Below are 14,135 nucleotides of genomic sequence, written 5' to 3' on the forward strand. Positions count from 1 at the left end.
CGAGGTAGATTATGAAAAGATTTTTATATAGTGTACTGGTCGTGTTGCTGTGTGCTTCTTGTGATTCGCTTCTTGATCTGGAACCGAAGAACGGGGTGACGTTTGAACACTATTTCACGACGGAACAGGATTTGGAAGCGGTAGTAATACAAATGCATGGGAATTTGAGAACAGCTTTGACAGGGGTGACTCAACAGGAGTTTATGGGACTCCGGGTGGATGTCGTGAAGCAGGGATCTTATATAAATAAAATACGCGGGTTGAATACCGACTATTTGTTGAATGTTACTAATCAACAGCAATGGAAGACTTACTACAACACGCTTGCTATCGTGGATTTGTTTTTCGATAATTACAAAAAAGCCAAGGATGTGGCTCCCGAACGGGTACGTTTTTATTGCGGTCAGGGAGAATTCGTGAAAGCCATGTGCTATTTTTACTTAGTACGGATGTGGGGTGATGCTGTTATCACGAAAGGAAGCAATTACATTGATAAATACGCCAAAAGCCCGGCATCCGTCGTTTTGGACACGGCTATTCATGCCGCCTTACGGGCGTATGACATGTTGCCCAAGTTCAGCGGTCTGAAAAACTCGAATAACAAAGCGTTGACCTCGAAGCAATACGGGTGTAAGGGAAGTGCTGCCGCCCTGTTGGCTCACCTGTACGCATGGAAGGCTCACGTGGTCGGCGGTCAGGAGGATTTGAAGGAGGCGGAGAAATGGGCGAGTAAGTTGATCGAGGAAAAGTATCGCGACGAAGTGGGTGTCTATACTCTTGCAGAGAACCCGGAAGAGGTTTGTGCCGAGGTGATGCACAGGAAAAGTGCGGAGAGTATTTTCGAGTTGGAAATTAATTATCAGGATGCCAGTACTTACTCCGTTTTTCTACCCGCTTATTCCATGATCGGAGCCCCGATCGTGAAGACCGAGGAAAAGATGGATATTAAAGATAAGGATTTTGGAATAACGATAGCGGGAGTAAATTCTTTGTTCCCGGCAGGAGATGCACGTCGGGAGGCTTATTTCTACCATCTGGATGATCCGGAATGGCAGGAAGCGGGATTGGCTTATCTCTATAAATGGCGGTATGCCCGTTACGGGGCATCGGTTGCCGGGGAAGTCTGGCTTAAAGGGATGGATGTGAACCGGGTTATTTTCCGGTTGGCGGATATGTACCTGTTGCGCGCGGAGTGCCGGGTAAAGATGAATGACCCGGCGGGAGCGAAAGCCGATCTGAACGTAATCCGCGATCGGGCGGAAGCGAAGTTATGGCCTGCCGAAGGTGATAGCGGGGATTTGCAATACGATATTTTCAAGGAGCGGGAGAAGGAGTTGTTGTACGAGGGACACCGTTATTACGACGTGGTTCGTAACGGATACTGGAAAACGGAGTTGCAGGGAGGTTTTAACGATTTGTCGGTTGAGGACGTGAAAGACGGGGCTCTTTACCTGCCTGTTCCCCAAACTGCATTTTCACAAAATGATTTAATGATCCAGAACACGTTTTGGGCGTCAAAAATGAAATAAGCTATGAAAAAGATACTGTTTATACTGGTCGTGGCGGGTGTATTTACGGCTTGCGGTACAAAATACGACTATATCGATACGGGAGTTTGCGAGGAGGAATTCCGGGGTAATATGTATGAATACTTGCAGAGTAATCACTACGATTGGGATTCTATCGTGAAGATTATTGATCGCGCGGGATTACGAGAGATGTTCGAAAAGGAGGATTTCACTTTTTTGGGACCCACGAATATCACCATTCGCAAGTGGTTTTTCTGGGATAAGATAGGTGGCGTGGGAAACACGGACAAGGAATACGTGATTCACGGTTACAAGAGTATCCAACGGGTACCTGTCGAAATATGCCGGAAAATCGTGTTGAGCCACGTGGTAGAGGGAATTATCGCCCGCGATGATATCGCGAGGGCTACCTATAACGAGGAACAAAAAATGGACGGCGGGGGCAATATTTTTACCACTCGTTGGGGTAACCGGGTGTGGTTGTGGACGATACAGGAACCTTACATGAATATTCCCGAGATGGGACCGGTTATCGTGGAAATGGCATCGGTTGACGGCGAGGGCAAGAAAATCAAGGACATCGGTATGGCTACAATCGGCGTGAAACCGACGAACGGGATGGTACATTCGTTGCCGTACAGTTATAATTTGGGAGAGATGTACACGGATAGATATTGGGCAATAGTTAATCATTAATAGCATGGGAGAGATGAAAAAATATTTGGTTTTGATAGGGGTGATATTGGTTTGGTGGGGATGTCACAACCCCACGCCGGGGTATCTTGAAACGGGTAACGCGCAATACGTGCCCGACACGATGATTATTCGCAAGGAGTTGGATCCGCTGAAAGATGCTTACCGGAAGATGAACAATGCTCCTTGGGTATCCCCGAAATGTCAGGGGGTTGACGGTACGGCTCCCGTTCTGTTCGAGATCGTGGACGTGACTTCCGAGGACGGCGATGCCGCCATGTTCAAGAGTTTCCTGAATATCCGGGGAGGCGGAAGAATGGAGTTTCCCTTGAAAGTAAGTGTACCCGTGGGGCATTACGTGGTTTCCGTCAGGGTGTCGAACGAGGGATATTCCAAGGTAATCCCTGACGTGTTCACTTTTATCGTGGAATAGTAAAATAAATGACTATGAGAAAGAGCGTGTTATTATTAATGATATGTATTTTCGCTGCCGGGGCAAGAGGGGAAGGTATCCGTTTTTTCAAGGGTTCCTTCCAAGATGCCTTGAAGCAGGCGAAAGCAGAGAACAAGAAGGTGTTTGTCGATTTCTACACCACGTGGTGCGGACCTTGTCAACTGATGTCCAAAAATGTATTCCCGGACGACGAGGTCGGGGAGTATTTCAACGAACATTTTATCAATTATCAGATTAATGCCGAGGACAAGGCGTACCTGCCGGAAGTGAAGCGATACGGCGTCACGGCGTACCCGAATATGTTGATTCTGGACACGGAGGGCAACGTGCTGGGGCGGCAACTGGGGGCTACCGACAAGAACGGTTTTCTCCGTTTTGCCCGGTTGGCATTGAAGGAAGTGTTGCCCGTGGACCAGCTTTACGAGAAACTGAAGAAGGACAGGAAGAATCAAACACTGATGCAGGAGATTCTGTTGGAAGCCCCGGGGTATATCGCCCGCTTGTCCGGTCAGGATCATGACAAATGGGAATACCGGATCGAGAAGTTATACGCCGATTACCGGAAGCAAAGACCGTTGGAAGATTGTATCACGGCGAATGACTTGAAGATTTTCTCTATATACCACACGGGGATGGGGAAGAAAGACGAGGTGTTTGAATTTGTGTTGTTGCACTTTGATGATTACGCGCGAGTGATTGATCGGAACGAGGTTTCCAATTTCCTGTTCATGTTGAGTTATCCTTGGATGGAAGAGTTGGCGAAAAAAGGTGATATGAGCTACCGGGAGGAGTTGGAGCGCGTGCGGGGAGATTTGAAGGTCGTGTATGATTCTATCATGAATTTCGGGGGGATGGACACGTATTCCGGTTTAAAGCTACTGTTTGATGCGGAGTATTACCTGTACAACAAGAAGGATGTCGAAAAGTACCGTTCGTACATGGAGAAATATTTCGCGGGCTTGGGTAAAGGTATTCGTCCTCAGGATTATATCGGGGCGTTGGAGTCGCTGTATGAAGTACTGGGGGAAAAGATCACGCCGGAAGTGGCACGTCAGGGAATCAGTTGGTTGAACGAAGCTCTGAAAAGCAAGTTGCAGCCGGAGATGCAGATGCGTTGTTTGCTGATGCTGGGCGATTGTTACAAGGCTTCGGGAAGCAAGGAGGATGCGAAGAAGTGTTATGATCAGGCTTACGTGATTTCCCTGCAATTCAATAATCCCGGTTTGTCGGCGGCGGTACAGGAATATGTAAAGAAATTAGAAGAATAATTACAGGAAGAGGTTTATTCATACCCTACCTCTTCGTCCATATTAACACTAACAGAACCTTTTGGGGTACAAGGTGAAAAAAAATGAAAGACCATGAAAAGATTAATGTTATTATTTTGCTTGTTGGCGAGTTTTATTGCCTGTTCCGATGATAAAGATAATCCGGAGGAACCCAAGATGCCTATTACTGATTTGCAACTGCCGACGGTAAATCCCGTTGTCGGGGACAATGTAACGATCGCGGGTAAGGGATTCGCACAGGATTGCAAGATACAGGTAAAACCGGAAGGGGTTGCCGAGGCTATCGATGCCGCGATTGTCGAAGTTACCAATGCCGGAATAACCTTTAAGGCTCCGGCAGAAGTGACCGGTAAATGTAAAGTGATTTTGCTACAAGGCGGGAAATCATACGAGTTGGGTGATCTGACTTTTGAAGAAGCTCCCGAGGTCGAGGCAACCTTGTATGGCGTGTTTGCCGACGAGGAGTCTACTTCCGTGTGCCCGATCGACGTTACCACGCAAAGAAGAGGGAAAGCGTTGTTTATGTTAGATAATAATGACATCTTGGGTATCGTTGCGGATAATCATGGTGTGGTATACTATACTGCTATAACGTTCGTGGATAACAAGAGTACCAATGAGTTACGTTATTATGATATAAAAGCGGGTAAAGGCGGAAAGATCGACTGGGCAGAAGCCGGTCGTTGTTTCTCGATCAGTACGGATGGGGAAAAGTTGTACGCTTTGACATATAATACAGATAGTTATGATATCTGCTTATATTCTGTTGATCGTGATGGAAGTGCCGAGCTCTTGAATACTTACTCCGATCAATTCGACTTATCTTACAAGCGTCTTTATTCAACGGGTGGCACATTCTTGTATGGAGAAGAATATATATTCGTCGGCTTACGCATTGATATGGGAGATGTTGTGTATCATGTGTCTATCACTGGTGAGTTGGCTGATGATTATTATGATTATGTTGCAGCAGAGGATATGATGAAATCTTACCACTTCGTCAAGACGGATGAAAACCATTACGTGTTCAAGAATAATGAAGGTGAAGACGCTACAACCCAAGCTACCGTACATGAATTTGGTGAAGAATACGAGTGGTATGGTGATGACTACAATAATCCGGTTATTGCAACTATTGATAATTATTTTGTCGATCAGGTGTACGACCCGACGACAGGCTTGATTTATGGTATATATGGAGAAGACGGTGAAGGAATTCTCCCGTTTGACCCGAAAACGAATAAAGTACTTGAGCCTTGGATGGGAAGTGGTTGCGTGGCATTAGTATATATCAAAGATGTCGAGTGATAACAAAAAACGTGTATTGGAGTTGTGACATCGTTCATGACTAAGTTGTGTTGTAAAGATCGGGTTTGAATAGAACCCGGTCTTTTTTCATACAATATCCATGTATTTCCCGTGATGTCGATAGAATCCGGTAGTCCTATTTTTGTCGGAGTGTTGATGAAGAGAACCCCATGAAATAACGGAGAGATACATTCACTTCTTCTTGCCGGGGAGATAAACGGATGTCGGGTAGTTTGATCGTTTTGTGTTTTAGCTTATCTTTGGCGATAAAATAACTGGAATGAAACACAATTGGAAACCGGGAAACATGATTTATCCCTTGCCGGCGGTGCTGGTGACTTGCGGGAGCGAACCGGAGGAATACGCAGTCTTGACCGTGGCATGGACGGGAACGATATGTACCAACCCGCCGATGTGCTATATCTCCGTGCGACCGGAACGAAATTCTTACCCGATCATCAAAAAGAACATGGAGTTCGTGATTAATCTCACGACGAAAGATATGGCGTATGCCACCGATTGGTGCGGGGTGCGTTCCGGCAGGGAGTACAATAAATTCGAGGAGATGAAACTCACGCCCGTGCCGGGAGAGGTCGTGAAGGCTCCTATCATAGAGGAATCGCCCGTGTCTATCGAGTGCCGGGTGAAAGAGATTGTGCCGCTGGGGTCACATCATATGTTTATCGCCGATGTCGTGAACGTGCAAGCGGATGACCGTTACTTGAGCGGGGAAACGGGCAAATTCGAGTTGGCGGACGCCGAACCTCTGGTGTATTTACACGGCGGATATTTTGAATTGGGCAAGAAAATCGGTAAATTTGGTTGGTCTGTGGAGAAGAAAAAGAGAAGACGATAGTATAACTAAAGATTTGAAGTAAACGATATAATAGGAATATGAATGATCTGATAGAAAAGCATCCGTTGCAACCATTCCTGCCGGGTAATGCCCGGTTGCTCATGCTGGGGAGTTTTCCTCCGCCGCGGGCACGTTGGTCGATGGATTTTTACTACCCCAATTTGCAGAACGATATGTGGCGGCTTTACGGGGTATTATTCTTCGGGGATAAGGACTATTTTTTAGAGAAGGGAAAGAAAAGCTTTGACAAGGATCGGATTATCGCCTTCCTCAACGAGAAGGGAATAGCGTTATTCGATACCGCCATGGAGATCATCCGGCACAAGGGAAACGCATCCGATCAGTTTTTGGAAGTGGTTACCCCGGTCGATTTGAAACGGGTCTTGGTGCGGATTCCCGCGTGTCGCGCTATCGTGACCACGGGACAGAAGGCGACCGATACCCTGTTGGAACAAATCGATGCCGCGTCCCCCCGGGTAGGCGGGTATAGCGAGTTCGTGCACGAGGGACGCCCGATGCGGCTTTACCGTATGCCGTCGTCATCAAGGGCTTATCCGAAACCGTTGGAGGAAAAAGCGGCTGATTACCGCGTAATGTTTCATGATTTAGATATGTTGTAGGGATATGAAGACACTGTTGTTTATCGTGGATATGCAGAACGACTTTTGTTCGCCCCGCGGTTCTCTATATGTACCGGGAGCGGAAAAAGACGCCGAGCGGTTGGGGAGATTGATAGATCGGAAGAAGGAAGAGATAGACAAAATTATCCTTACGCTCGATCAACATCACGTGATGGACATCGCGCATCCTTTCTATTGGCGGAATGCCAAGGGCGAAAACCCGAAACCATTCACCGCCATATCTTGGTGGGAAGTCGTGTCCGGGGAGTGGATACCGTTCGGCGACAAGGCGGAAGTCGTTGAGTACCTGCGTCAACTCAAGGAGACGGGGGAGTATCAGCACGTGATCTGGCCGGAGCACTGTATCAAGGGAAGCGAGGGGGCTGCCGTGATTCCGGCTTTGTTCGATGCCGTCATCCGCTGGGCGCGTCAGGGGCGTTATTACGGGATTGTCGAGAAAGGACTACATCCCGGCACGGAGTTTTTCGGGGCTTTCCGGGCAAACGTGCCTATCGCTTCGGCTCCCGAAACAGCCTTTAACGTGAAGTTGAAAGAAGAGTTTGAACAATACGATACGATATGGTTGGCGGGAGAGGCTAAAACCCATTGCGTGGCAAACACGTTAAAACAGTTATTCGACTTCCCGGAGATTGTCCGCAAGCTCGTGATCATCGAGGATTGCATGAGCGATATACCGGGATGCGAGAGATTGTCCGTACCTATCTACGGCAAGGCGGCACGCCTCGGGGCGCGTTTCGTCAAATCCGATTCAATATTGTTGGATAAAGACTAAGATGATAATACATGATTTTTTAGATAACGACCTCTACAAGTTCACGACGATGAACGCTATCCAGAAAAAGTTTCCGGATGCCGAGGTTGTCTATCGCTTCGTGAACAGGGGAAACACTCTCTTTCCCCCCGGTTTTGCCGAGGCGGTAAGGAAGGAAGTGGACGAGATGGCAGCCTTGGTGCTATCGCCCGAGAATGAACGCTTTTTGCGTGCTCGGTGTTATTACTTCGACTCTGTTTTCTTTGACTTGTTAAAGGGATTCCGTTTCAATCCCGACGAGGTCAAGGTGAGTCAAGCGGGAGGCCGATTGGACGTCGAGGTGCGGGGATTATGGTACCGGACGGTATTGTGGGAAGTGCCTTTGCTGGCAATTATTTCGGAATTGTATTTCCGGATGACGGGGCAGGAGGCATGCGACACGGAAGAAAGGGCTATGGCCAAGGCGAAGGCTTTCGCGGAAATGCACGCGGAGATTTCCGAGTTCGGCACTCGTCGCCGCTTCTCGTTCGAGGTGCAGGATCGGGTGATCGGCATATTGCGGGAAAACATGAAGGGATTGCTCAACGGCACGAGTAACGTTTACTTTGCCATGAAATATAATCTCACGCCCATGGGGACGCATCCTCACGAGTGGTTCATGTATCACGGCGCGCATTTCGGCTATCGCTCGGCAAATGCCATGGCGCTGGCAAACTGGGTGGACGTCTACGACGGTTATCTGGGGATAGCCTTGTCGGATACCTATACTTCGGATAATTTCTTCAGTAGTTTTGACACGAAGTATGCCAAGCTCTTTGACGGCTTGCGGTGGGATAGCGGCGATCCTTTCGAGTTCACGGAGAAAGCCTTGCGTCATTACCGTCGGCATCGGGTTGACCCGGCGAGCAAGACGATCGTGTACAGCGATGCTCTTGACCTCGACGGGGTAAAGAGAATCAAAGAGTACGTTGCCGGGCGCCTGCACGATGTTTACGGTATCGGCACGTATATCACGAACGACGTCGGCGTGACACCGCTAAACATCGTGATTAAACTTTTCGAGTGCCGTCCCAAGGGAAGTGATATATTTCTCCCTACTGTCAAATTGTCTGACGTGGCGGGCAAGCATACGGGTGAGCCCGAAGAAATTGATTTATGTTTGAGAATGTTGAGAATAAAATAAAGAAAAGATGTTAGTTACATACGAGGATATCCGAAACGACGAGAGTATAAAAACGTATATTAACGAGGCGGATAAGGTGCTGCTTGCTTTGGGGTACACGGAACACTCGTTCCCCCACGTGGTAAAAACGGCGAAGATGGCAGAAATGATTCTGTTGACGTTGAATTACCCGAAACGCACGGCGGAGTTGGCCAAGATCGCGGGATACATGCACGATATCGGGAATATCGTCAACCGTATCGACCACGCTCAAAGCGGAGCCGTCATGGCGTTCCGCCTGCTCGACCGCATGGGAATGGACCCGGATGAGATAGCCCAAGTCATCAGTGCTATCGGCAACCATGACGAGGGGACAGCCGCGGCTGTCAACCCGATCGCCGCTGCCTTGATTCTCGCGGATAAAACCGATGTACGTCGTTCCCGCGTACGCAATCAAGATTTCTCTAACTTTGACATACATGACCGTGTAAACTATGCTGTCGAAGAATCCCGTATCTACTTCAACGAGGACAACACGGCTATTATTCTTGACTTGAAAATCGACACGTCAATCTCCGCTGTCATGGATTACTTTGAAATTTTCCTCGGTCGTATGCTTCTGAGCCGCAAAGCTGCCGAGTACTTGGATATTCATTTCGAACTGATCGTCAACGGACAAAGACTGCTGTAACAATTGAAAGTTGAAAATTGAAAATTGAAAATGAACTCCTCCGTCTGCTTCGCAGCCACCTCCTCTATAAACAGAGGAGGAGCTGGTGACTTTTACCAAAGATAGTGAGTAATCCAGCTCACCCTCTGTTTATAGAGGGAGTACCCCGAAGGGGGGAGGGAGTTCTTTTCATTTTCAATTTTCAACTTTCAATTTTCAATTATCAAAACATTTGGGCAATGGTCTGAATGATAGACTTCCGGTTCGATATACGCGTCTTTCAGGCGGGGTTTCAAGTTTTCGGTTGCCATGCAGTAGTCGATGCGCCAGCCTTTGTTGTTGGCTCTGGCGTTGAAGCGATAGCTCCACCACGTGTATTTTTCTGCCTCTTCCGGGTGGAAGTAACGGAAGGTATCTATAAAGCCGGAGTCGATAAACCCACCAATCCATTCCCGTTCCTCGGGCAGGAAACCGCTGTTCTTGGCGTTGCGTACCGGATCGTGAATATCTATCGGGCGGTGACAAATATTATAGTCCCCGCAAAGGATCAGGTTCGGGCGGGTTTTCTTCAGTTCTTCCACGTAATTCTGGAAGTCTTCCAACCATTTCATCTTGAATGCCTGCCGTTCATCTCCTGTCGTTCCGGAAGGATGATATACACTTACGATAGACAAGTCGCCGTAGTCGGCACGAATGAAACGTCCCTCGTCGTCGTACGCGGGGAGCCCCATCCCGTATTCCACGTGATCCGGCTCCGTTTTCGAGAGTATCGCTACCCCGCTATATCCTTTTTTCTTGGCTGAAAAGAAGTAAGAACGGTAGCCTAAAGCCTCGAATTCCAGTGTCGGTATCTGGTCCGGTTGTGCTTTTGTTTCTTGCAGGCATACGACATCAGGCTGTTCGTCTTCCAACCATTTCGTGAAATCTTTCGATAAGGCAGCCCGTAGGCCATTGACATTATAAGTAACTATTTTCATGGTTCGTTTTTTTGCATTATGCCTCAAACTTACAAAAAAAGTTTTACTAATGTCGAGCCGAAGGTTCTTAAGGTTCATAAAGTTTATAAAGTTCATAAGGTTTATAAGGTTCTTAGACCCCTGCGGGGCGCTTTGTCTACGGCAGCTCTAGCTGCCGTTAAACACAGTCCGAAGGACACCCGTCACTTTATAAACTTTATAAACTTTATGAACTTTATAAACCTTATAAACTTTACTGCTTTGCCCCGGTGGCTTATTTCAAATAATACCGTTTCTTCGGGCGCAATTGTGCATCTAATTCATATACCTGCGGTACTCCTGTCGGGATTTCCAAACCGACAATATCTTCGTCACTGATCCCGTCCAAGTATTTAATCAATGCCCGCAGGCTATTGCCGTGTGCCACGACCAGCACCGTGTTTCCCGAGATCAGGCAGGGTGCGATATAATCCTGCCAGAAAGGAATGACCCTCGTGATCGTCAGTGCCAGCGACTCGCCCAAGGGAAGCACGGCGGGGTCCACGTTCTTGTACTTGTCCTCGTAGACGGCTCCGCGAGGATCGTCAGGCTCCAGTAAAGGAGGTGTAACATCAAAACTCCTTCGCCAGATATGTACCTGCTCTTCCCCGTACTTCTTTGCCGTTTCCGCTTTGTTCAATCCCTGTAATGCCCCGTAATGCCGCTCGTTCAAACGCCAGTTATGAATTTCCGGTACCCACATCCGGTCTGCCGATTCTTCCAGTAAATGCAACGTGCGGATAGCCCGTTTCAGCACGGAAGAAAAAGCTACATCAAATAACAAATCGTGTTTCCGAATTAACTCACCGGCACGGCGAGCTTCCTGTTCCCCCTTTTCACTCAAATCGACATCCGTCCATCCGGTGAACCTGTTTTCCTTGTTCCAGACACTCTCCCCGTGCCGGACTAATATTAATTTACACATAATACCTTGTTTAATTATAGGGGGTATACGTGTAAGGGTTTATAAAGTTTATAAGGTTCATAAAGTTTATAAAGTTCTTAGACCCCTGCGGGGCGCTTTGTCCACGGCAGCTTGAGCTGCCGTTAAACACAGTCCGAAGGACACCCGTCACTTTATAAACTTTATGAACTTTATAAACTTTACAAACCTAATAGTAATTGCGTAAAGCCGGTTTGATGCAGATCCCGAATCTCACCATGGACACGTAGCGGTCGTATTCCAGCAAGTTCTCCGCGTAACCGTTGTAATACTGTATAAACAAATATTCGTTTGCTTTCAAGCTGGGTTTGAAGTTTATCTCCAACGTGGTATTCATGTTGATAAACTGTCGGCGGGGATTGATGATGGCAGAGCACCACAGTCGTTCGTTAGCACTTTGGTAGTTGAAAGCGACAAAGCCGTACCCTTTGTATTTCAGTAAATCCGGGTTTCCTTCTTTGTCCACCCAGCCGCCCCATACTTTCATCTGCACGGAGAAGCGGTAATCGATAAACCACGAGCCGGACAACGAGATATAGTTCCAACTCCGGGAAGCCAGAGAATCACGCCCGTTTGACTCGTGCTCGAATGAAAGTACCGCCATTCCCATCAATTGATCGCGATAGATCAATGCTTTGCTCAGGCTTATTCCCGGGTTGAAATTATTATCCAGAAAAGGGCTCGATTTGGCGTAAATATCCCAGAAAGACTTTTGCGTGTAGGTCAGGTACAGGAAGGTTTTGAACGGGAGAATACTTTTTGTCAGGCGTTGGCGTATACTGATCTGGAATTTGGCATCCGCCGTGTGCTTGTCGATCTTGTGGTTGGTAGGAATGCCCGAGACGAAGTAATTATCCCGGAATATGCCGAAACTGGGGGTGTTGTCGAACAACTCCAACGCGCTCTTCTCGCTGACAACTACCGTACCCCCGGTTTTATTCTTGGCAATTTCCTCCCGTTCCCGCAATATCTTTTTTTCCTCGTCCGTTTGCGCTTGCAGCACTGCCGGGCAAAGCAAGCAAAAGAAGAAGACCGGAACAATAATACGCCGCCGCCTTTTCATCATCTCATGCTTTTTTATTGCTGAATAATGACACGATAGCCAGCAACACGATAGCTCCCACGGTTGCCGTTATCAGGCTTCCGATGACACCCGTCGTCCAAATGCCCATTACCCCGAAGAGCCAGCCGCCCAACACTCCGCCGATAATCCCCACGATCAGGTTTAAAAACAATCCCAGTCCACCTCCGCGGACTATTTTCCCGGCGATAAATCCCGCCGCGATACCGATTAAAATATACCAAATAAACATCATAACTTATAAGATTTAGATTCATTTGTATATTTAAACTTAAACAGCCATGAAAAAGTTCCAATTTCTGGACATTTTATTCATGTCAAAGGAAGTGACAAAGAGTCATTCGGCATGACAAAAAGTAACAGGACACTGTCACGGCAAAAGAAAAGAGCCGATCAGAAATCGGCTCTTGGAAAAGAATGCCCCCGGTCAAGAAGGTGTATGTGAGGATCGGCGTTTGTTACAACCGGGGGGCATTCGAGGATAGCTCTTGATAATGTTTTTGAAGAATGCCCCCGGTAAGAGGTGTATGTGGGGATCGGCGTTTGTTATACCGGGGGGCATTCAGGAATATCTTATTCTCTCGTGCTTTATTTGATTACTCGATACGTGATTTTGTAATCAACTCGTCGTAATTGCGGGAAAAATTCTTTCAACATGTACCTGTAAGGCACTCCTTGAGCCAGATCCATGAGTTGTTTTTCTCTTCCCTCGAAAATATCGACGTTATTAATAATGTAAAGAACTCTATCTTTATCGGGCATCCCGAATTGTGTTATCAATTTTTTCAGTCCTGTCCAGTCTTCCGCCACCCAATCCGCGTGGTAGAGGTTTCTTGGCATCGGGTACCTGTCAAGCAGGTAGTCGCGCAATTCCAGCGTGCGTTCCCGTGACAGTTTCTCGTTTTGAGCGTACGTTCCCTCCGGGGAAGCGTATCCCGTGAGATAAATTCCCGTTATCTCGTGATCCGGGTTGCTCGTGATCTCGTCAATCATAGCCTTGATCTTGGCAAGCTCCTCGCGATTATCCTTGTAATCCGGGATAATATTTGTCCGGTTCCTCGGGTAATCAAGATAGGCGGAGCCTTCTTTGCTGTAAGAATCGTTTTTCACGGCAATCCGCTTTTCCTCTTTCGTTTTTGTCACTTCAACAATTCTCACGGGCGACGCGGTATTCTCTTTCACGACCGGGGTCGTTCGCGTTACCGGTTCGGGTGCGAGGGGAGTGGGGGCAACAATCTGCACCTTCCCTTTCAAGGCCGCGTCCGGCTTGAGTGCCTTCGCCAACAAGTTTACCGATATCAAGCGTTGATCTATTCCATCATAAAAACTCTCGTGCAAATTTAATGCCGCGTCCTGCATCCACGCTTGATAAGGAACACTTATTTTATAATTTACTTTCTCCCGCGTGCGCTTGTTAGCCGCCACAACCGAGTACGTGGGGAAAGGTTTCGCCCCACGATTGAAGTAGAGTGACCGTTGATACGCCTTAGACCTACGCTTCCCGTTCACGATTACCGATGGTAATTCTTCTACTTCAGTCCCTTTCTCGATCACGGGGGTTAGCGTGAAGGCTTCGTTGTTGCCCACGGGTAACCCGTTCATGTCGATTGTCATTTCGATGAAAACACTGTCACCCCGCTGTTCGAAACGATTCTGCGTGACGCGTATCTCGCCCACGTAGACGTTGCTCTGTGCTTCCACTCTCGTTGAAAACAGACCCGCGGTCAGTAAAATTATACTATATATGATTGTCTTTCTCATCA

General features: G+C 47.7%; 14 protein-coding genes and 1 pseudogene. 10 read left to right on the forward strand and 5 right to left on the reverse strand.

What is annotated here, in order from left to right; genetic code table 11:
- Positions 1 to 11: 11 nt before the first annotated feature.
- The 10 genes from ACK8P8_RS00845 (at position 12) to ACK8P8_RS00890 (ending at position 9,374) form a co-directional block, all read left to right on the forward strand.
- Positions 12 to 1,529, forward strand: coding sequence for a RagB/SusD family nutrient uptake outer membrane protein (locus ACK8P8_RS00845; RefSeq protein ID WP_369859977.1), 1,518 nt, complete (start codon positions 12 to 14; stop codon positions 1,527 to 1,529).
- A gap of 3 nt (positions 1,530 to 1,532) precedes the next feature.
- Positions 1,533 to 2,225, forward strand: a complete 693-nt coding sequence (locus tag ACK8P8_RS00850; RefSeq protein WP_099292904.1) for a hypothetical protein — start codon at positions 1,533 to 1,535, stop codon at positions 2,223 to 2,225.
- Between the two features lie 13 nt (positions 2,226 to 2,238).
- On the forward strand, positions 2,239 to 2,655 hold the full coding sequence (locus ACK8P8_RS00855; protein ID WP_410025410.1) for a hypothetical protein: 417 nt from the start codon (positions 2,239 to 2,241) through the stop codon (positions 2,653 to 2,655).
- Positions 2,656 to 2,669: 14 nt separating this feature from the next.
- Positions 2,670 to 3,944: a thioredoxin family protein gene (locus ACK8P8_RS00860; RefSeq protein ID WP_099292900.1), complete on the forward strand. Its 1,275-nt coding sequence runs from the start codon at positions 2,670 to 2,672 to the stop codon at positions 3,942 to 3,944.
- 93 nt (positions 3,945 to 4,037) lie between these two features.
- Positions 4,038 to 5,273, forward strand: coding sequence for an IPT/TIG domain-containing protein (locus ACK8P8_RS00865; protein ID WP_369859978.1), 1,236 nt, complete (start codon positions 4,038 to 4,040; stop codon positions 5,271 to 5,273).
- A 280-nt stretch (positions 5,274 to 5,553) separates the two neighbouring features.
- Positions 5,554 to 6,129 carry a flavin reductase family protein gene (locus tag ACK8P8_RS00870; RefSeq protein ID WP_186975726.1) on the forward strand — a complete coding sequence of 192 codons (576 nt, stop codon included), beginning with the start codon at positions 5,554 to 5,556 and terminating at the stop codon, positions 6,127 to 6,129.
- Positions 6,130 to 6,167: 38 nt separating this feature from the next.
- Positions 6,168 to 6,749, forward strand: coding sequence for a uracil-DNA glycosylase family protein (locus tag ACK8P8_RS00875; protein ID WP_369859979.1), 582 nt, complete (start codon positions 6,168 to 6,170; stop codon positions 6,747 to 6,749).
- 4 nt (positions 6,750 to 6,753) lie between these two features.
- A complete protein-coding gene (locus tag ACK8P8_RS00880) occupies positions 6,754 to 7,542 on the forward strand; it encodes a cysteine hydrolase family protein (RefSeq protein WP_369859980.1) in 789 nt (262 codons plus the stop codon).
- Between the two features lies 1 nt (position 7,543).
- The gene (gene pncB / locus ACK8P8_RS00885; RefSeq protein ID WP_369859981.1) at positions 7,544 to 8,704 is read left to right on the forward strand and encodes a nicotinate phosphoribosyltransferase; all 1,161 of its coding nucleotides are present in this window, start codon (positions 7,544 to 7,546) and stop codon (positions 8,702 to 8,704) included.
- A gap of 7 nt (positions 8,705 to 8,711) precedes the next feature.
- Entirely contained in the window at positions 8,712 to 9,374 is a 663-nt protein-coding gene (locus ACK8P8_RS00890; protein ID WP_099292887.1) for an HD domain-containing protein, read from the forward strand.
- A 188-nt stretch (positions 9,375 to 9,562) separates the two neighbouring features.
- On the opposite strand, the gene ACK8P8_RS00895 is transcribed toward ACK8P8_RS00890, so the two are convergent.
- From ACK8P8_RS00895 to ACK8P8_RS00915, 5 genes and pseudogenes are all read right to left on the reverse strand, one after another.
- Positions 9,563 to 10,330: an exodeoxyribonuclease III gene (locus ACK8P8_RS00895; protein ID WP_099294630.1), complete on the reverse strand. Its 768-nt coding sequence runs from the start codon at positions 10,328 to 10,330 to the stop codon at positions 9,563 to 9,565.
- 253 nt (positions 10,331 to 10,583) lie between these two features.
- Positions 10,584 to 11,273 (reverse strand): 2,3-diphosphoglycerate-dependent phosphoglycerate mutase, encoded by a 690-nt coding sequence (gene gpmA / locus ACK8P8_RS00900; protein ID WP_186975721.1) that lies wholly within the window; start codon positions 11,271 to 11,273, stop codon positions 10,584 to 10,586.
- A gap of 187 nt (positions 11,274 to 11,460) precedes the next feature.
- Positions 11,461 to 12,357, reverse strand: a complete 897-nt coding sequence (locus tag ACK8P8_RS00905; protein WP_410025411.1) for a phospholipase A — start codon at positions 12,355 to 12,357, stop codon at positions 11,461 to 11,463.
- Position 12,358: 1 nt separating this feature from the next.
- Positions 12,359 to 12,607: a GlsB/YeaQ/YmgE family stress response membrane protein gene (locus ACK8P8_RS00910; protein WP_227215629.1), complete on the reverse strand. Its 249-nt coding sequence runs from the start codon at positions 12,605 to 12,607 to the stop codon at positions 12,359 to 12,361.
- A gap of 1,232 nt (positions 12,608 to 13,839) precedes the next feature.
- A pseudogene (locus tag ACK8P8_RS00915) lies at positions 13,840 to 14,133 on the reverse strand (DUF3868 domain-containing protein); the annotation flags it as partial.
- Between the last annotated feature and the right edge of the window lie 2 nt (positions 14,134 to 14,135).

The organism is Butyricimonas muris (assembly GCF_046365375.1).
Lineage (GTDB): Bacteria > Bacteroidota > Bacteroidia > Bacteroidales > Marinifilaceae > Butyricimonas > Butyricimonas muris.